This is a genomic window from Rhizobium sp. NZLR10, assembly GCF_019685125.1.
GTDB lineage: Bacteria > Pseudomonadota > Alphaproteobacteria > Rhizobiales > Rhizobiaceae > Rhizobium.
Map to the genome: position 1 here is coordinate 215598 of NZ_JABDWE010000008.1, position 18265 is coordinate 233862.

14 protein-coding genes are annotated in these 18265 nt (G+C 62.3%); 5 read left to right on the plus strand and 9 right to left on the minus strand.

The annotated features are described in order from the left end of the window. Window positions 1-21 precede the first annotated feature (21 nt). The gene (locus HJB82_RS14670; protein ID WP_164006462.1) at window positions 22-264 is read left to right on the plus strand and encodes a DUF982 domain-containing protein; all 243 of its coding nucleotides are present in this window, start codon (window positions 22-24) and stop codon (window positions 262-264) included. Window positions 265-547: 283 nt separating this feature from the next. Here the strand turns inward: HJB82_RS14670 and HJB82_RS14675 are convergent, their stop codons facing one another. Next, entirely contained in the window at window positions 548-808 is a 261-nt protein-coding gene (locus HJB82_RS14675; RefSeq protein WP_207582862.1) for a hypothetical protein, read from the minus strand. A 117-nt stretch (window positions 809-925) separates the two neighbouring features. Continuing rightward, entirely contained in the window at window positions 926-1186 is a 261-nt protein-coding gene (locus tag HJB82_RS14680; protein WP_207582861.1) for a BON domain-containing protein, read from the minus strand. 167 nt (window positions 1187-1353) lie between these two features. Here HJB82_RS14680 and HJB82_RS14685 point away from each other — a divergent pair, with 167 nt between their 5' ends. Both HJB82_RS14685 and HJB82_RS14690 read left to right on the plus strand, forming a co-directional pair. Beyond that, window positions 1354-1635, plus strand: a complete 282-nt coding sequence (locus HJB82_RS14685; protein WP_207584249.1) for a hypothetical protein — start codon at window positions 1354-1356, stop codon at window positions 1633-1635. A 103-nt stretch (window positions 1636-1738) separates the two neighbouring features. Then, the gene (locus HJB82_RS14690) at window positions 1739-3799 is read left to right on the plus strand and encodes an ATP-dependent helicase (RefSeq protein WP_221140348.1); all 2061 of its coding nucleotides are present in this window, start codon (window positions 1739-1741) and stop codon (window positions 3797-3799) included. 12 nt (window positions 3800-3811) lie between these two features. Here the strand turns inward: HJB82_RS14690 and HJB82_RS14695 are convergent, their stop codons facing one another. The 5 genes from HJB82_RS14695 to mscL all read right to left on the minus strand — a co-directional run bounded on the left by HJB82_RS14695 (window position 3812) and on the right by mscL (window position 10141). Then, a complete protein-coding gene (locus HJB82_RS14695; RefSeq protein WP_221140350.1) occupies window positions 3812-4864 on the minus strand; it encodes an enoyl-CoA hydratase/isomerase family protein in 1053 nt (350 codons plus the stop codon). Window positions 4865-4994: 130 nt separating this feature from the next. Continuing rightward, entirely contained in the window at window positions 4995-6956 is a 1962-nt protein-coding gene (locus HJB82_RS14700; protein ID WP_207582858.1) for a bifunctional diguanylate cyclase/phosphodiesterase, read from the minus strand. Between the two features lie 21 nt (window positions 6957-6977). Beyond that, the gene (gene galE, locus HJB82_RS14705; RefSeq protein WP_207582857.1) at window positions 6978-8012 is read right to left on the minus strand and encodes a UDP-glucose 4-epimerase GalE; all 1035 of its coding nucleotides are present in this window, start codon (window positions 8010-8012) and stop codon (window positions 6978-6980) included. Between the two features lie 195 nt (window positions 8013-8207). Next, complete coding sequence (locus tag HJB82_RS14710; RefSeq protein WP_207582856.1) at window positions 8208-9374, minus strand: pyridoxal phosphate-dependent aminotransferase; 1167 nt, start codon at window positions 9372-9374, stop codon at window positions 8208-8210. Window positions 9375-9703: 329 nt separating this feature from the next. Then, on the minus strand, window positions 9704-10141 hold the full coding sequence (gene mscL / locus HJB82_RS14715) for a large conductance mechanosensitive channel protein MscL (protein WP_207582855.1): 438 nt from the start codon (window positions 10139-10141) through the stop codon (window positions 9704-9706). 222 nt (window positions 10142-10363) lie between these two features. Here mscL and HJB82_RS14720 point away from each other — a divergent pair, with 222 nt between their 5' ends. After that, the gene (locus HJB82_RS14720) at window positions 10364-13867 is read left to right on the plus strand and encodes a hybrid sensor histidine kinase/response regulator (RefSeq protein ID WP_207582854.1); all 3504 of its coding nucleotides are present in this window, start codon (window positions 10364-10366) and stop codon (window positions 13865-13867) included. 3 nt (window positions 13868-13870) lie between these two features. Here the strand turns inward: HJB82_RS14720 and HJB82_RS14725 are convergent, their stop codons facing one another. Then, complete coding sequence (locus HJB82_RS14725; protein WP_207582853.1) at window positions 13871-14428, minus strand: TetR/AcrR family transcriptional regulator; 558 nt, start codon at window positions 14426-14428, stop codon at window positions 13871-13873. A gap of 190 nt (window positions 14429-14618) precedes the next feature. Between HJB82_RS14725 and HJB82_RS14730 the strand changes: the two genes are divergently transcribed. Beyond that, entirely contained in the window at window positions 14619-15812 is a 1194-nt protein-coding gene (locus HJB82_RS14730; RefSeq protein WP_207582852.1) for an MFS transporter, read from the plus strand. Window positions 15813-15872: 60 nt separating this feature from the next. Here the strand turns inward: HJB82_RS14730 and HJB82_RS14735 are convergent, their stop codons facing one another. After that, on the minus strand, window positions 15873-18230 hold the full coding sequence (locus HJB82_RS14735) for a methyl-accepting chemotaxis protein (RefSeq protein ID WP_221133085.1): 2358 nt from the start codon (window positions 18228-18230) through the stop codon (window positions 15873-15875). Window positions 18231-18265: the final 35 nt, after the last annotated feature.

Here is an 18265-nt window from a genome sequence, read left to right on the forward strand (position 1 = left end):
GACAATCGTGGAGGAGCATTGATGGCAACTGAAAGATGGAACAGCCCGGTCAAGGTCGGTTTCGAAGATGCCGATGCGCGAACGGTCAACGGGCCGTTCGACGCGCTGAAATGCCTGGCGGATTTCTGGCCGAACTTGCGCGGTCTCCGTTACATCAAGGCGCGCAGCACCTGCCGGGCAGCACTCGACGGGCGCAAGAGCGTGGAAGAGGCGAGAGCTGAATTCCTGGCGGCGGCCGAAGAGGCGAAGCTGAAGCTGCATTAACTCGCGCGTTCGACAGGAAGCGCACAGGCGCTTGATCACATTGAACTGGTATTTCGGTCAGCATTGCCGACCCTATTGGCTTTTCCGTAAATAAAGCGTGCCGGAACGGCATAAGGCTTTAATTTACTTAACCCTGCAGCGAACTTGTGCCGGGTTTTGGTGCAATGGGCGTTGCGCCTGGTACCGGTGTCTTCATAGAAGACGCGCAGCCATCATGATGATGGTCAGAGGCTCGTCACCTCTGCGGAAACGCAGGCGAGCCTCGTTTGAGCAGGAGGCTATTTCAGCAGTCCGCGGCGCCCTCATTCCCGACCTCGATATAACCGACGCCGATGATCGTGCCATCGCCGGCGCGGATGAAGGAGGGGAGATAATGCGGCTCTGCCGGCGTGCAGGCGACAGCGCCGGTATATTCGTTGAGTGCGATCTGGTCCTTCGGCAGAGCGGAATAATTGGTGCCGGTTTCCAGCGAGGCATAGGCGGAACCGGCAAAGACACCGGTTGACATCAAGGTGATTGCCGAGAGGCGAGGAAGGGACTGCATGAGGGTCTCCAGCGTTTCGATCCGGCATTTCAACACGCGGGAGAGCACTTGGTTCCCGTCATGTGTGGTCAGGGCACGTGAGCACAGGAGTCGCGCAGCTTCTCATTTGTAGGCGTTTCAGCGTCGGAGCAGCCGGCTGCGGACGTAGCCCCGGCCGACAATGCTCTCGGCGATCTCGACTGCCCGCTCGACATCGCCCCGCCGGTGCACGAAACCTTCCAGAACGACATAGGAGCCGGATATGCCGACGATGATTTCACCGGCTTCGATATCGCCGGCCGCATGAAGGGCGCTCTCTACCGAGGCGCGGGTCGCCGCATCGCTGTGGCCCTGCCGGCCGGGCTCCTCATGGGCCGTGAATGCTGGAAAGCCAGGCACCGTTACCGCTCCTGATGTTGGTAGATGTGGGGTAACGCTGCAGCGAGGCATTTCGTTGCGGTCGTGGGGCTATCAAGAGCGTTTCCTGCGGGTCGTGGCGTCGGTGCCCTTGGCGAAAGGTGATGCGGTTTCCATATTTGCTTGTAGTCGAAAGAGAGATGACGACGATGAAAGTGCTGCTGCCCGCCTTATTCCCTGGGGCATTGTTTGCCGGGGTATTGCTTGCCGGCTGCTCGTCGGCCGATACGCCGGCGCTCGACCCCATTCCCGGCAGCATCACCTATGGCGGGCAGCCGCGAACGAAGCTCACCAAGTCGCCGGTCGGCAGCGCCGTCTATAACCAGTTCTACAATGGGACCGGCCAGCGCGTGGAGGAAACCTATATTCTTCAGCCGGACCGCAGCCTGAAGCTGGTGCGGCGCGTGATCGGACCGGATTTCCCCGATTGACGTTGCGTTGGAGCGGCAGGCTTGACAGCGGCTGAAATCGCGAACATTCAAGGAACATCTAATTTTCCGCAGTGATTCTGCGAGAGCCCGACCGGACGGCTGGATGTATCTCGAAAAGCTCAATCCCCAGCAGCGCATGGCCGTCGAGCACGGCACGCTCATCGACGGCAGTCATATTGCCGGGCCGCTGCTGGTCATTGCCGGCGCCGGCTCCGGCAAGACGAATACGCTGGCGCATCGGGTCGCCCATCTCATCGTCAAGGGCGCCGATCAGCGCCGCATCCTGCTGATGACTTTCTCCCGCCGGGCCGCCGCCGAGATGATGCGGCGTGTCGAGCGCATCTGCCGCGACGTGCTGGGCTCGAATGCCGGGGTCATGGCCGATGCGCTGTCCTGGTCCGGCACCTTCCACGGCATCGGCGCGCGGCTGTTGCGCGATTATGCCCAACAGATCGGCCTCGATGCCGACTTCACCATCCATGACCGCGAAGACAGCGCCGATCTGATGAACCTGATCCGGCACGATCTCGGTTTCTCAAAAACCGAAAGCCGGTTTCCGACCAAGGGCACCTGCCTTGCCATCTATTCCCGGGCGGTGAATTCGGAAACCGCGCTCGATCAGGTGCTGCGCGACGCCTTTCCCTGGTGCGCGGCCTGGGAGAAACAGCTCCGTGAGCTTTTCGCCTGTTATGTCGAGGCGAAGCAGAGCCAGAACGTGCTCGACTACGACGATCTGCTGCTCTACTGGGCGCAAATGGTCGGCGAGAGCGTGATCGCCGAGGATATCGGCAGCCGCTTCGACCATGTGCTCGTCGACGAATATCAGGACACCAACCGGCTGCAGGCGTCGATCCTGCTGGCGCTGAAGCCCGGCGGCCAGGGGCTGACCGTCGTCGGCGACGATGCCCAGTCGATCTATTCCTTCCGCGCCGCGACGGTGCGCAACATCCTCGATTTTCCCGCCGCCTTCAGCCCGGCCGCCAATATCGTCACCCTCGACCGCAATTACCGCTCGACGCAGCCGATTCTGGCGGCGGCCAACGCCGTCATCGATCTCGCCTCGGAGCGCTTCACCAAGAACCTGTGGACCGAGCGGCAATCATCCGAGCGGCCGCGTCTGGTTTCGGTGCGCGACGAGGCCGACCAGGCGCGTTATGTCGCCGACATGGTGCTCGACAACCGCGAGGAAGGCCTGACGCTGAAACAGCAGGCCGTGCTGTTCCGCGCCTCGCATCACAGCGGGCCGCTGGAGGTCGAGTTGACCCGGCGCAACATTCCCTTCGTCAAGTTCGGCGGGCTGAAGTTTCTCGACAGCGCCCATGTCAAGGACATGCTGGCCGCCCTTCGTTTCGCGCAGAACCCGCGCGACCGGGTGGCGGGCTTTCGGCTGATGCAGATTCTGCCGGGCGTCGGGCCGTCGACGGCGCAGAAGGCGCTCGACCTGATGGCCGAGGATGCGAGCCCGATATCGGCGCTTGCCGCCATGCCGGCGCCGCCGCGCTCCGGCGAGGACTGGACGTCCTTCGTGTCGACGCTGCAGGAGCTGAAATCCGGCAAGGCCGGCTGGCCGGCGGAAATCGGCCTGGCGCGGCAATGGTACGCGCCGCATCTGGAACGGCTGCACGAGGACGCAGCGACCCGGCAGGCCGATCTGCTGCAACTCGAGCAGATCGCCGGCGGTTATGCCTCGCGCGAGCGTTTTCTCACCGAGCTCACTCTCGATCCGCCGGATGCGACCAGCGACCAGGCAGGCGTGCCGCTGCTCGACGAGGACTATCTCATCCTGTCGACCATCCATTCCGCCAAAGGCCAGGAATGGACGAAAGTCTTCATGCTGAATGTCGTCGACGGCTGCATTCCGAGCGATCTCGCCGTCGGCGCCACTGCGGAAATCGAGGAGGAGCGCCGGCTGCTCTATGTGGCAATGACCCGCGCCCGGGATGGTCTCGACCTCGTCGTGCCGCAACGCTTCTTTACCTATGGGCAGAATTCGCAGGGCGACCGGCACGTCTACGCCTCCCGCAGCCGCTTCATTCCGGCAACTCTGCTGCAGTTCTTCGAGGCCTGCAGCTGGCCGCAGGCAAAGTCCGGAGCTGCCGCGCAAGCGCAGGCGCGGCAGGTTCGCATCGATGTCGGCGCCCGCATGCGCGGCATGTGGCGATAACCAGATAATCCATCAAAGCGAAAGCGGCGGCTCGGCCGGTTTCAGGAAGCGCTCGACCGTTGCAGCCCCGACAGCCTCGATACTTGCCGGCGACCATTTCGGATTGCGGTCCTTGTCGATGACGGCGGCGCGGATGCCTTCGAAGAAATCGGGATTATCCAGCATCTGCAGGCAGGCGCCGAGTTCACGGCCGAGGCATTCGGCAAGTGAAGCGCTGCGGCGGCCGGCTCTCAGCAGCGCCAAGGCGAGTTTCAGGCTGGTCGGCGAGCGGGTCATCAGCACCCGGCGGGTCTCGGCGGCGAAGTCGCCCTCCTCCCCGGCAAGTGCTGCCAGGATCTCCTCGACGCTGTCGAAACAGAAGACGCGATCAATCACCGATGCGTTCTGCCTGAGCCGGCTTTCACCTGCAGGCTCCGAAAGCGCCTGCAGCACCGCATCGACATCGCTGGGGGAGCCGGCGCGCGGCAGGACAGACAGCGCATCGATCACCGCGCCGAGCCGCGACGACGCAATCTGAAGGTCGGCAAGGCTGGCGTGGATTGCGTCGGCAGCACCGATATCGAGCCCGGTCAAGCCGAGCCATGTTCCGGCTTCGCCGGGGGCGCGCGGCAGCAGCCAGGTGGCGCCGACATCCGGGACATAGCCAATGCCGGTTTCGGGCATGGCAAGCCGCGTGCGCTCTGTGACGATGCGGTGGCGGCCGTGCGACGATAGGCCGACGCCGCCGCCCATGGTGATGCCGTCCATCAGCGCCACGTAGGGTTTGGGGTAGGCGGCGATCTGATGGTTGAGGCGGAATTCCTCGCGCCAGAAGGCGCCCGCGAGACCATCGCCGGCGCGGGCGCTTTCATGCAGGGCGCGGATATCACCGCCGGCGCAGAGGCCGCGTTCACCCGCCCCGCTCATGACGACGCTCGCCACGTCGGCATCCCCGGCAAAACCATCAAGAGCGTCAGTGATCGTCCGGATCATCGGCAGCGTCAGGCTATTTAGCGCCCGCGGCCGGTTGAGCCGGATGATGCCGGCAGTGCCCTGCTGTTCAATGATGACTTCGCCGTCTTGCATGGTTCACCTCCGCTGTCGAAGTCTTTCCTGGTCAGATTGAAGCATTCTGCCCGGGAAAGGCTCGAGACCATGAATAGACGACGATGCAACGTCGCTCCAGTCGATTTAAGATCGGCCGGGGATCGACCGGTCAGGCAGAGAGCGAATTGCGGGCGGAGGCTGCGGCTTCGCACCGGGCGGCATAGTCGATTGCAAGTTCCAGCGGCAGCGGCCGCGAGAAATGATAGCCCTGCGCCAGACGAACGCCCGCCGCCTTCAAGCCCTCGGCGATCGCCTCGCTTTCGACGCCTTCGGCGACGGAGGCAATGCCGAGATTCTGGCAGAGATTGGCGACCGAGCGGGTGATGTTCATGCAACGGGCGTCGCGATCGAAATTCATCACGAAGGCCTTGTCGATCTTCAGCTTGTCGAAGCCGAGACGGTGGATATGGCTGAGGCTGGAATAACCGGTGCCGAAATCATCGAGCGCGATCGAGATGCCGGCAGCCCGCAGCATTGAGATGACCTGGTCGGCGGTGTCGAAATCGGAAAGCAGCGCCGTCTCGGTGATCTCGAATTCGATGCGCCTGGGATCGATGCCGGAGCGGGTGACCATGCCAAGCAGCGCCATCGATGTCTCATGGTCGCAGATATCGCGCGCAGAGAGATTGAAGGAGAGCCGGAGATGGCGTGGAATGATCGCCAGCGCTTCGAGCGCCCTGGCAAAAAGGATGCGTGTTATCCGGCCAATGACCGCCGTGCGCTCGGCAGCGGGAATGAAGGCGTCGGGACTGATGCGGCCGAAGCGGGCGCTGTCCCAGCGGGCAAGCGCCTCGTAGCCGACGACGCGGCCGCTCTTCAGTTCGACGATCGGCTGATATTCGAGTTTCAATTCGCTGGCGAAATCATTCGCCTGCAGCTCGAGCTCGATCAGGTGGCGCTGCGTCAGGATCTTCTCGTGCTCCGCCGAGAAGAATTCGACGCCGCTGCTGCGCTTGCTCTTGACCTGGTAGAGGGCAAAATCGGCTTTCTCGTAGAGATCCTCGGCGGTGTATTTGCCGATCTCGGGATAGACGATACCGCAGGAGCCGAAAACGCGAACTGAGCCATCAGGGATTTCGTAGGGATCGCGAACGGCGGCGCAGAGCGCCTGGCCGAGATCGGCGATCGCCTGGCGTGTCATCGAACAGGGGAAGATGATGCCGAACTCGTCGCCGCCGAGACGGGAGACGATACCCTCTTCGCCGACCAGCGCGGTGAAGCGGCGGGCGGTCTCCTTGAGCACGAGATCGCCGGCGGCATGGCCGAAAACATCGTTGACCGGCTTGAAACCGTCGAGATCGAGAATGCCGAGGACGGGCGGCGCGGACGGATCCTTTTGCAGCCGCTTTTCCAGCGAGAGAAAGAAGCTGCGGCGGTTGGCGAGGCCCGTCAGCTGGTCATGCAGGGCGTTGCGGCTGTTGACGAGGTTCAGCTCCTCGGCTTCCGCCCGCTTCTGCTTCAATTCCTCGGTCAATTGCACTAGGCCGACGAAATTCTGGAAATAGCTGTTGATCACCCTGAGGAAGGGCAGGATCAGGAAGAGGCCGCTGACGGCGGTCGCCACGAAAACCGGATTGCCCGAGAACATGAAGGTCGCCACCATGGCCGAGAAGGTGATGACCGTGGTGAGCGCTGCCGCCATCGGCAGATGCATCAGGCAGAAGATGCAGGAAATGCCGGTGACGACGAGGAAGTAGGCGATCTGGCCCTGTTGGGAAGCATCGCCGTATTGGTAAAGCGCGATCGCCCAGCTGCCGAAAGCGATCGTGAGGATACCGGCGCCCGATATGGTGATCTTCATCAGCCTGTAAGCCCGCTCGGCTGTGACGTTTTCCTTGCCCCTGATCTCCCACCAGCAGAGACGGAAGACACAGACGATGCTCAAGGCGACAGGAATATAGAGCGAGAGCCAGAGCGGCGCGGATTTGAGGTGGGTGATCGCCACCGCAAGGGCGTTGATGACCAGCAGGATATAGAGAATGGGGATCTGAGACGACAGGGCCCGGAACTGCGCCGTCAGAAGCGTCGGATTGTCTTTTTGCAGCTGCAGTGAGGCCAGAAAGTTCTTCATCTTCCCTTTTCCAAGCACCACTCAGAACGAAGCGGCTGCCAGTGCCCGGTGGATGCTGTGCAGGTCGTCGACGTTTCTGTTCGACAGGAAGATTTCCCAGTCGAGCGAACTCTGGACGATGGTTTCGAGCGAATCGTGCCGGGGCCTCCAGTCGAGCACCTGCCGGGCGAGCGAAGCATCGGCGACGACGCTGGCCGAATCGCCGGCGCGCCGCGGCGCCATGTGGATCTTGAAGGAATGTCCGTGCAGGCGCGTGATCATGTTCAGCACGTCGAGCACGGAATAGCCGCTGCCATAACCGCAATTGGCAACGAGCGAGCCCTTGCCCCTGCGCAGATGCTGCAGCGCCTTCAGATGCGCATCGACAAGATCGGTGACATGGATGTAGTCGCGCACGCCGGTGCCGTCATGGGTGGGATAATCGATACCATAGACGCTGACGCTGTCGCGCCTGCCGAGCGCCGCCTCGCAGGCAACCTTGATGAGGTGGGTGGCGCCTGAGGTCGACTGGCCGGCCCGGTGATCAGGATCGGCGCCGGCGACGTTGAAATAACGCAGCGCGACGTAGTTGAAATCATAGGCGGCGGCGGCATCGCGCAGCATGAACTCGGTCATCAGCTTCGATTGGCCGTAAGGATTTTCCGGATTGAGGGAGGCCGTCTCCTTCACCGGAAGGTCGGTCTTTTGCTGACCGTAAACGGCCGCCGTCGAGGAGAAGACGAAGTTTCGGATCCCGGCCTCGACCGAGGCCGAAAGCAGCGCCCGGGTCTTGCCTGAGTTGTTGTCATAATAGGAGAGCGGATCGGCAACCGAGACCGGGACAACGGCGGAACCGGCGAAATGGATGATCGCCTCGATATCGTTTTCGATGAAGATCTTCTTCAATATGTCGGCATCAGCGACGTCGCCGAGATAGAAGCGCGCCGCCGGCGCCACGGCCCAGCGAAAGCCCGTGGAGAGGCGGTCGAGCACGACCACATCTTCACCTGCATCGAGCAGCGCCCAAACCATGTGACTGCCGATATATCCGGCGCCGCCCGTCACCAAAACCGCCATGACCCGCATCCCTGCTTTCGTTTGATAAGCAGGGGCATCAGGCCCGGTTTTTCTTTCCAATTTTCTTATCGAATGGCCGTTCGAGGCCCTTTGAACCGGTATGTTTGGACTTGTGGTTAGAGGCCGATTTCGGGCTTTGTTCAAGTTTTATCGATCGGGCGATTCCGGCACGAAATCGCCCGATCGAGCCGCTTCTCAACGCTTGAGGATATAGTCGCAGAGACGCTCGGCCGCGACCGCCACCTGCGCAGGGTCGCGCAGGAAACAGGCGCGCAGGAAGAGTTCGCCGCCAGCGCCGAACGCGGTGCCGGGGGCAAGGCCGACGCCTGTCTTGTCGACGATATCGATGGCGGCGCTGCGGCTGTCGGCGACGCCGTCGATCTTGAGGAAGGCGTAAAGCGCGCCGTCCGGTTTCAGCGTCTCGACGCGGTTGGTGGCGACAAGCGCGTCGCAGAGAATATCGCGGGAGCGGGCCGCCTTGGCGATATTGGCAGCGACGAAATCGTCGCCTTCATTCAGAGCTGCGACGGCGCCCTTCTGCATGAACTGCGCCACGCCCGATGTCGAATACTGGATGAGGTTTTCGAGCACCTGGCCCATCTCGGGCGGGGCGACGATCCAACCGACGCGCCAGCCGGTCATCGACCAGTTCTTCGAGAAGGAATTGACGAAGAGGATCTTGTCGTCCGGCTCCATCACATCGAGGAAAGAAGGCGCCCGACCGCCGGCAAAATAATAGAGAGCGTAGATTTCATCCGCCATGATCCAGAGATCGTGCCGGCGGGCGAGCGCCAGGATGTCGGCAAGATCCTTCTTCGTCGCCGTCCAGCCCGTCGGGTTCGACGGCGTGTTGACGAAGATGCCCCTGGTCTTCGGCGTGATGGCAGCTTCGACGCGGTTCAGATCGACCGCCCATTTGCCGCCTTCGAACTGCAGCTCGACGCCGACGGAGCGCGCGCCCGAGATTTCGAGGGCGGCAGCGATATTCGGCCAGGCGGGGGTGAAGTAAACCAGTTCGTCATCCGGCGAGGTCAGCGTCTGCACGGCGATCTGGATCGCCTGCATGCCGGAACCGGTGACATAGAAATGCTCGACCGGAAGCCGGATTCCGAAATGTCTGAAGTAATAATCCGAAAGCGCCTGGCGAAGCTCCGGAATGCCGCGCTGCCATGTGTAGAAGGTCTCGCCTGAAGCAAGCGCGGCCATCGCCGCTCTGCTGATGAAATCAGGCGTCGGCAGGTCGCCTTCACCCACCCAGAGCGGCAGCAGGCCTTCGCGGCCACGGGCATAGTTGACGACTTCGACGATCCCGCTTTCGGGCGCCGCTATGGCGCGCGGGCTGAGGCTCTTCACGATCGACATGCATATCTCCGGTTTCCGCCTTCATAGTGGATTTGCGTCGGCAAATCCCATGATATCCAGTGATGGAATATCGATTTTCGTGATGAATGGTCGGGCCGCGCCGGCGTGGTGAAGCACGCCAGGAGATCCACGCTCGCCCTTCATCCGCCTGCCGGCCCCTGCTCCCGGTAAACGGAGCGAAGGGGGTGTGCCGCGACCTCTCCGTTCCTCGGTAAGCTCTCGCAGGGCACGTCCCCTCTCCCCGTTTTTTACGGGGGGCCGAAGGACGGGTCGAGACCAGCGGCTCGACCCCCGGTTGGGCTAGGGTGAGGGGCAGCCTTCAGCCACGATCAGGCCGTCGGGCGCTTGGCGAGGAGATCGCGGATTTCGGTCAGCAGCTGGACGTCGGCGGGCGGCGGGGGCAGCTCTTCCGGTGCGGCCTTTTCCTGGCGCTCGACCTGCAGGCGCAGATAATTCACGCCCCTGACCATCAGGAAGATGATCCAGGCGAGAATGAGGAAGTTGATCAGAACGGTGAGGAAGCTGCCATAGGCAAAGACCGCCCCTTGCGCGCGGGCGGCGGCAAGCGTCGGCGCGTTGACGGCCGACGCAAGTGGCAGAAAGTAATTCGAGAAATCGAAGCCGCCGAAAATGGCGCCGACAATCGGCATGATCAGGTCGTCGACCAAGGATTTGACGATGCCGCCGAAGGCGCCGCCGATGATGACGCCGACTGCAAGATCCATGACATTGCCGCGGGCGATAAAGGCCTTGAAGTCGTTGAGCATCGGATCCGTCCCCCTTCGATCCATTTCAGAGAGTATACGATGGATTTTATTAGCTACATCTTCACTGCAATTAATCAATCGGCAATCGCAATTATTTGGCGATACCTCTGGCGGTCTTTGACTTAAGGCCTAGACGGGCAGGAATTTTCAAAGCACCTGAAATGACTTAAGCTGCTCCAAGTTGCGGGAGGTCCCGGCGGGTTTTCCGCCGGCGGAGGGTCAATGCTTCCAGGCTGGGTCATATTCGCGTCTGCCTTCGGCTATCTGCTCCTGCTTTTCGCCGTGGCAAGCTATGGCGACCGCAAGAAGCGCGGCCAGGGCGGGCTCGAAGGCGGATGGCCGGTGGTCTATGCGCTGAGCCTGGCGATCTACTGCACCTCCTGGACCTATTTCGGCAGCGTCGGGCTTGCGGCGCAGCGCGGCCTGGAATTTGCCGGCATCTATATCGGCCCGATCCTGGTCTTCACGCTCGCCATGCCGCTGCTTCGCCGGATCATCGAGCTCGCCAAGGCCGAGAAGCTCACCTCGGTTGCCGATTTCGTCGCCGCGCGCTACGGCAAAAACCCGACGGTCGCAACGATCGTCGCGCTGATCTCGCTGATCGGCACCATTCCTTATATCGCGCTACAGCTCAAGGCGATCTCCAGCACCGTTAGCGCCATGGTCAACCCGTCCGATTACGGCATCGGCAGCGGCAATCTCTACTTCCTGGACCTGCCGCTCATCGCGACGCTGGTGCTTGCCTGCTTCGCCATCATGTTCGGCACGCGGCATACGGATGCGACGGAACACCAGGACGGCCTGATCCTCGCAGTCTCGATGGAATCCGTGGTCAAGCTCGTCGCCTTCCTGACCGCCGGCGTCTGCGTCATCTGGTTTCTCTTCGATGGCCCGACCGATCTCTGGCAGAAGACTGTCGACAACGAGCTGGTCATGTCGGCGCTCAACTACCATACGCCGATCAGCCGCTGGATCACGCTGATCCTCCTCTCGGCCTTCGCGATCATCCTGCTGCCGCGGCAATTCCACGTGACGGTCGTCGAAAACCGAACGCCGAAACAGCTGAAACTCGCCGGCTTCCTGTTTCCCACCTACCTCATCGCCATCAATCTCTTCGTGTTGCCGGTGGCGATCGGCGGACTGCTGACCTTCGGCGGCGCGGGCAACGCCGATTTCTACATGCTGTCGCTGCCGCTTGCCGGTGAGATGCCTGTGGTGTCGCTGATCACCTTCATCGGCGGCTTCTCCGCCGCAACGGCGATGGTCATCGTCGATTCCGTGGCGCTGTCGATCATGGTGTCGAACGATATCATCATGCCGATCTTCCTGAGGCGCAAACTCGCCGGCCGCGCCAGCCAGCGCGACAATTTCGCCAAGACGCTGCTCAACATCCGCCGCAGCGCGATTTTCGCCGTGCTGCTGTTCGGCTACGCCTATTACCGCTCGACCGACAGCACCGCCGGCCTGGCCTCGATCGGCCTTCTTTCCTTTGCCGCGATCGCGCAAATCGCCCCTGCCCTCATCGGCGGGCTGATCTGGCGGCGGGCGAATGCGCGCGGCGCGATCCTCGGGCTTTCCTCCGGCTTCATCATCTGGATCTACCTGCTGTTCCTGCCATCGCTCGGCGGTCCCGATTATTCCTATGTGGCGAGCGCCGTGCTCGGCTTTATCTTTCCCGGGACGACATTGTTCAGCGCAGCCGACGCCGATCCGCTGGTCAATGCAACGGCGATGAGCCTGCTCGTCAACACCGCCTTCTTCGTCGTCGGCTCGCTCACCCGCAATGCCCGGCCGCTAGAACGCATCCAGGCCGGCATCTTCGTCAAGCGGCATTCGCGCTCGCAATTTGCCACGCGCGGCTGGAAGACCCGCATCAGCGTCGGCGATCTCAAAGCGGCGATCTCGCGCTATCTCGGCGAAGAGCGCATGCAGCGCTCATTGACGACTTACGAACAAAGCTCCGGCCGCAAGCTAGGGGACGAACAGCCGGCCGACATGGCGCTTATCCATTTCAGCGAGCAGCTGCTCGGCAGCGCCATCGGCTCGTCCTCGGCCCGGCTGGTGCTGTCGTTGATCCTGCAGAAGATCGAGGATGCCTCTTCCGACACCGCCTGGCTGCTCGACCAGGCAAGCGAGGCGCTGCAATATAACCAGGATATGCTGCAGACCGCCCTTTCGCAGATGGATCAAGGCATTGCGGTGTTCGACAGTTCCAACCGGCTGACGATCTGGAACCGGCGCTTCCGGCAATTGCTGGACCTGCCGGAAAGTGCCGGCCAGGTCGGTTTTCCCCTCGCCGACATTGTCACCACGCTGAGTGAGCGCGGCGACATCGCGCCCGGCGATCTCAATCAGACGGTACGGCATTTCCTGACACTGGACAAACCCTTCGCACTGGTGCTCAGCGGCGGCGAGCGGATCATCGAGGTCCGCTCCAACGCCATGCCCGACAAGGGCATTGTCGCGACCTTCACCGACATCACCCAGCGCGTCAGCGCTGACCAGGCGCTGAAACAGGCGAATGAGACGCTGGAGCAGCGCGTCGCCGAACGCACCGCCGAGTTGACCCGCGTCAACCACGAACTCGCCGAGGCGCGCGCCGCCGCCGACGAGGCGAATATCGGCAAGACCCGTTTTTTCGCCGCTGCCGGCCACGATATTCTGCAGCCGCTGAACGCCGCCAGGCTTTATTCCTCGGCGCTGGTCGAGCGCATGGCGCAATCAGACAACAGCCCGATCGTGCGCAACATCGATTCCGCGCTGGAATCGGTCGAAACCATTCTTGGCGCCGTGCTCGATATATCCAGGCTCGATACCGGCGCCATGCGGCCGCGGCTTGCCGCCGTGGCGCTCTCCGACCTGTTGGAGCGGATCGAGACCGATTTCGCGCCGATTGCCCGCGAGAAACAGCTGAAGCTGGTGGTCATGCCGACATCGCTTCGGGTGCGCTCCGACCCCAATCTTCTGCGCCGGCTGGTGCAGAACCTCGTTTCCAATGCCATCAAATACACGAACACGGGCAAGGTGCTGGTCGGAGCGCGGCGGCGCGGCAACCACGTGATCATTCAGGTAATCGATTCCGGAATCGGCATTCCGCCGTCGAAATTCCGCACGGTGTTCAAGGAATTCGCCCGGCTGGACGAAGGCGCCAAAACCGCCTCCGGCCTCGGGCTCGGTCTTTCGATCGTCGACCGCATCGCCCGCGTGCTCAACCATCCGGTCGAACTGCACTCGACGCATGGCAAGGGCACGGAATTCCGCATCTCCATGCCGCTCGACATTTCGCGCCCCGCGGAGGCTACAGCGGCAACCACTGCTGCCGACCGTCCGGGACAGCCGCTCAAGGGGCTGAAGATCCTCTGCATCGATAACGAACCAAAGATTCTCGAAGGTATGCGGCTGCTGCTCAACGGCTGGGGCTGCGAGGTGGAGGCGCTGGATAGTCTCGCCGAGGTGATATCGAGCGACGGCCATGGCGGGCCGCCGGATCTCGTCATCGCCGATTATCATCTCGACGACGGCACCGGGATTGCCGCAATCCTGCATCTTCGCCGGCAGTTCGGCGCCGACATTCCTGCGCTGATGATTACGGCCGACCGCACGCCGGAGGTGCGCAGCGAGGCCGAGAAATACGACATCGCCGTTCAGCACAAACCGGTGCGGCCGGCAGCACTGCGCGCCTATATTACCCAGATTTCCGGCTTGAAGCGCGCGGCCGCGGAGTAAGAGTCAGTCCGCAGCGTCCATGACGCGCGCGATGAGATCACGGACCCGCGCCGCATCCGGCACGTCTCCGAACAGGATGCGGTACATGATCGGCGCCACGACCTGATCCATGACGCGGTCGAGATCCGGAAAGACCTCACCACGAGCCTTCGCCCTTTCGGCGATGACGACGATCTGCTGGCGGGTATATTCGCAGCATTTGCAGGCATTTGCGCCCGTTTGCGCCGCCAGCACGTCGCGGATCATCTCGCGGCCCGGCCCGGACGACATTTCCTCGGCATATTGCTCGGCCCAGGCTTCGAGGTCCGCCTTGCCGCTGCCGGCATCGACCGGCTGCATATCCGGCCGCAGCCGCTCGACGGCAACGTCGGCAAGAAGCGCCTGCAGGTCACCCCAACGGCGATAGATGGTCGACGGCGTCACACCCGCCTTGGCAGCGATCAGCGGGATCGTCACCTCAGCGCGGATCATCTCGGCCAACAGCTCATGGACCGCCTTGTGAACCGATGCCTGAACCCGCGCGCTTCTGCCGCCCGGACGGAGATTCTCTTTTACCGCCATGCCTGCAATCCAACTTTCGTTTCTTTGTTTTATGCATGTCGTTATCCCGGAACCGCTGCACACTTCCGGGCGACAGGCATACCATGGTTCAAAATCTTTGACAGAACCATGAACGCAAAGAATTTGCCTTTACCATGCATTCGCCCTACATGGAGCTAACGCAACGGCTTAGCTTTAAGAGGGCTTATATATGGTCGCCGCAGCCAAATCCACCGGGAATGCGCAGAGGCCCTCGATCGGTTTTCATGCGCTGACACTCGCCACCTTCTTCGGCGCCTCCGCGGCGCCGACGCCGCTCTATCGGATCTATCAGCAGAATTTCTCGCTCTCGCCTGTGCTGATCACGGTGGTCTTCGCGATCTACGCATTCGCGCTGCTGGCGGCGCTTTTGACCGCCGGTTCGATCTCCGACCATCTCGGCCGCAAGCCGGTGATCTTTTTCGCCCTCGTGCTCGAAATCATCGCCATGGCGCTCTTCGTCGTCGCCAACGGGCCCGGCTGGCTGATCGCGGCGCGGATCGTCCAGGGTATTGCAACCGGGATCGCCGGCGCCTCGATCGGCGCGGCGCTCGTCGATGTCGACCGGGCAAAGGGGCAAATCGTCAATTCGATCGCGCCGCTTTGCGGCATGGCGGTGGGGGCGGTCGGCACCAGCGCCTTGATCCAATACGGCCCCTTCCCGATGCATCTCACCTATGCGCTGTTGCTCCTTGCCTTCACGCTGCTGGCAGCGGGCATCTGGTTGACGCACGAGACCGGCGGCACGCGGCCGGGCGCGCTCGGTTCGCTGATCCCCAGGGTCGCCATTCCCCAGCAGGTGAAACGGCCACTGTCGCTGGTGACGCCGATCAACATCGCCAACTGGACGCTCGCCGGCTTCTATCTCTCGCTGGTCCCGTCGCTGGTCGCCAGCACCACCGGTAGCGGCGCGCCGCTGACCGGCGGGGCCGTCGTGACTGCGCTGATGGCGAGCGGGGCGAGCGCCGTCTATCTCAGACGCAGCAAGTCGGCCTCGGCCAATCTCGGTTTCGGCGTGTCGGCCAAAACGCTCGGTATTTTGACGGTCGTTGCCGGCGTGCATCTCGCCAATGTGCCGCTGCTTCTCATCGGCACGGTCTTCACCGGCGCCGGTTTCGGAACCAATTTCCTCGGTTCGATCGGCACCATCATGCCGCTCGCCAAGGCGGATGAGCGGGCCGGGCTTTTGTCTGCCTTCTATATCCAGAGCTATCTCGCCTTCAGCCTGCCGGCGATCCTTGCCGGGTTCCTGGCGAAATCGGCCGGATATGCGCTGACGACGGATATCTATGCGACGGCCATCCTGTTGCTGATGGGCGTCGGACTACTGGGGCTTCGCGCCGGCCGTCGGAAGGCGGCCGCGTGAGGGCATGACGGCGACCAGCCGTGGCGAGGGAACCGTCTCCGTTCCGCTGAACCGAACGGATCAGAAGTCCTCCCAGCCGTGGTCGGCCGGAGCGGTTGCCTTTGAGCCGCCACCGAGAGCGGTCGCCAGCGTCTTCTTCAACGCACGGGCCGGAGAGGGAACAGGGATGGACGTGTGCGATGATACGATTTTCGGAGCGGCGATCGAACGCGGCGCATTCGAACGCGATATTGCCGACGTCATGCCCATGCCGGTATCGAGGCGAAACTGGCCCAACCGTCCGGACAGGGCAGAGACTTCGGTCGCGAGCGTGTGGGCTGCCGCATTCGACTCCTCCACCATGGCCGCATTCTTCTGCGTCGCCTGATCCATCTGATTGACGGCGGTATTGATTTCCTGAAGGCCGGTCGACTGCTCGCGTGCGGATTGAACGATCGCGTGGACATTGCGGTCGATCTGCTGCACCTCTTGAACAATCCCGTCCAAGGCATCGCCGGTCTCGCGCACCAGGGCAACACCATGTCGCACCTGGCCGCCCGAAGCGCCGATCAGCGCCTTGATCTCCTTGGCTGCGCCAGCCGAGCGCTGCGCCAGCTCACGGACTTCCTGGGCGACGACGGCGAAGCCCTTGCCGGCTTCACCGGCGCGCGCGGCCTCGACGCCGGCATTCAGCGCAAGCAGGTTTGTCTGGAAGGCGATCTCGTCGATGACGCCGATGATATTCGAGATCGACTTGGACGACTGTTCGATGTCGTTCATCGCTTCGACAGCCCGCTGCACGATCTGGCCGGACCGTTCGGCATTTTCCTTCGTGCGAACAACCATCGATCCTGCTTCTTCGGCACGCGCCGTGGAATCCTTGACGGATGTGGTGATCTGCTCGAGCGCCGCGGCAGTTTCTTCAACGGAGGCAGCCTGCTGTTCCGTACGCCGCGCAAGATCGTCGGCCGCAGAACGGATCTCCTCGGTGCCGCTTTGGATGACCTCGGCATTTTGCGAGAATGACACCAGCGCCGAACGCAATTTGACGACCGACTCGTTGAAATTGATGCGGGTCTCGTCAAGCGTCGCAGCGAAAGGATGCTCGAGTGCGCTCGTCATGTCGCCTTCGGCAAGCTTCGCCAGGCCAAGCGCCAATTCACCGACGGCGAATTTGACGTCGGCTTCCTGGGCCTGGTCGATCCGAGCGCGCTCTGCACGCTCCTTTTCCTGCAGCGCGCGGTTTTCTTCTGCCGCGGCCTCCAGCCGCGCCTTTTCGCGATTGCCCTCCAGCAGCGCCTTCAGCGAGCGCGACAGGTCGCCGATTTCGTCCTTCGCGTCGCTGTCCTTCAGGTTCACATCGAGTTTACCTGCGGCAATCTCGGCAGTCTCGCCGATGACGCTGGAAATCCGACCGACGAACCGACGTGCGATCAGCCAACCGGCGACGCCGAGCAGCAAGGCCGCCAAGCCTGTTGCGAGAATGGCATCCCGCACCACCGCATACAGAGGCCCGAAGAGTGTTGCCTTCGGGACCGAAACGATCGCATACCAATCCGAGCTCTCGGCAAGCTTGACCGCGACCGCAATCGCCAGCGATACGCTGCCGTCCTCATTGGTCACCTCACGCTCAACACCGGGATTGGCGATAAGACGATCCCACTCCGCAGTCTTTGCTCCCGTCTCGGAAAGGCTCTTGCCGATGAGGCCTGCATCCGGATGGCTGACGATCTTGCCGGCACTGGTCACCAGGCCAAGGAAGCCCGCTCCCATCGGTCGAACGGCTGACAGCGCCTTGTTGGTGTCCTGAAGCGAAAGGTCAAGGCCTGCAACGCCCACCGCCTTGCCGTCGATGACAATCGGCTTGGTGACAGAGGTCATCAAGACGTCTTTTCCATCGATCGCATAAGAATACGGCTCGATGACAACGGTTTTGCGCTGCGTGAACGGCAGCTGATAGTAGTCGCCCGCTCCAGCCACGGTATAATCGGTCAACGCGGTATGGGTAATCTGCCCCCCGCTCCGCACCCAATAGGGCACATAGCGGCCCGTCGCGTCGTGTCCTTCCTTGCCGACATAATCCTTGTCCTTGCCGTCGAAAGCATTCGGCTCCCATCCGGTCCAAGTCCCAAGGACGGGGGGGTTGGCTTGCAGCAGGTTGAGCAAGACCTTGTCCGCCCTGGCACGATCGGTGTCGCCCATCTGCTTCATCGTGGTCAGCACGACATCAAGTCCGTCGACGATATGCACGGTACCGCCGATATTCTTTTCGACTTTCAGCGCTTCGGCCGTCGCGATCTGGCGCATCTGTTCGATGCTGCCGCCGCGAATTTCGGTATAGGACCGATAGAAAATGACGCTGGAAGCGACAATAACGGCGATGACGCCACAGGCCGCCACAGAAAAAAGATTGCGACTTGTCGTAGACTTGAAAAGCATGTTCTCCGCCCGCCTTCGCTGCTGTACTGACGCAC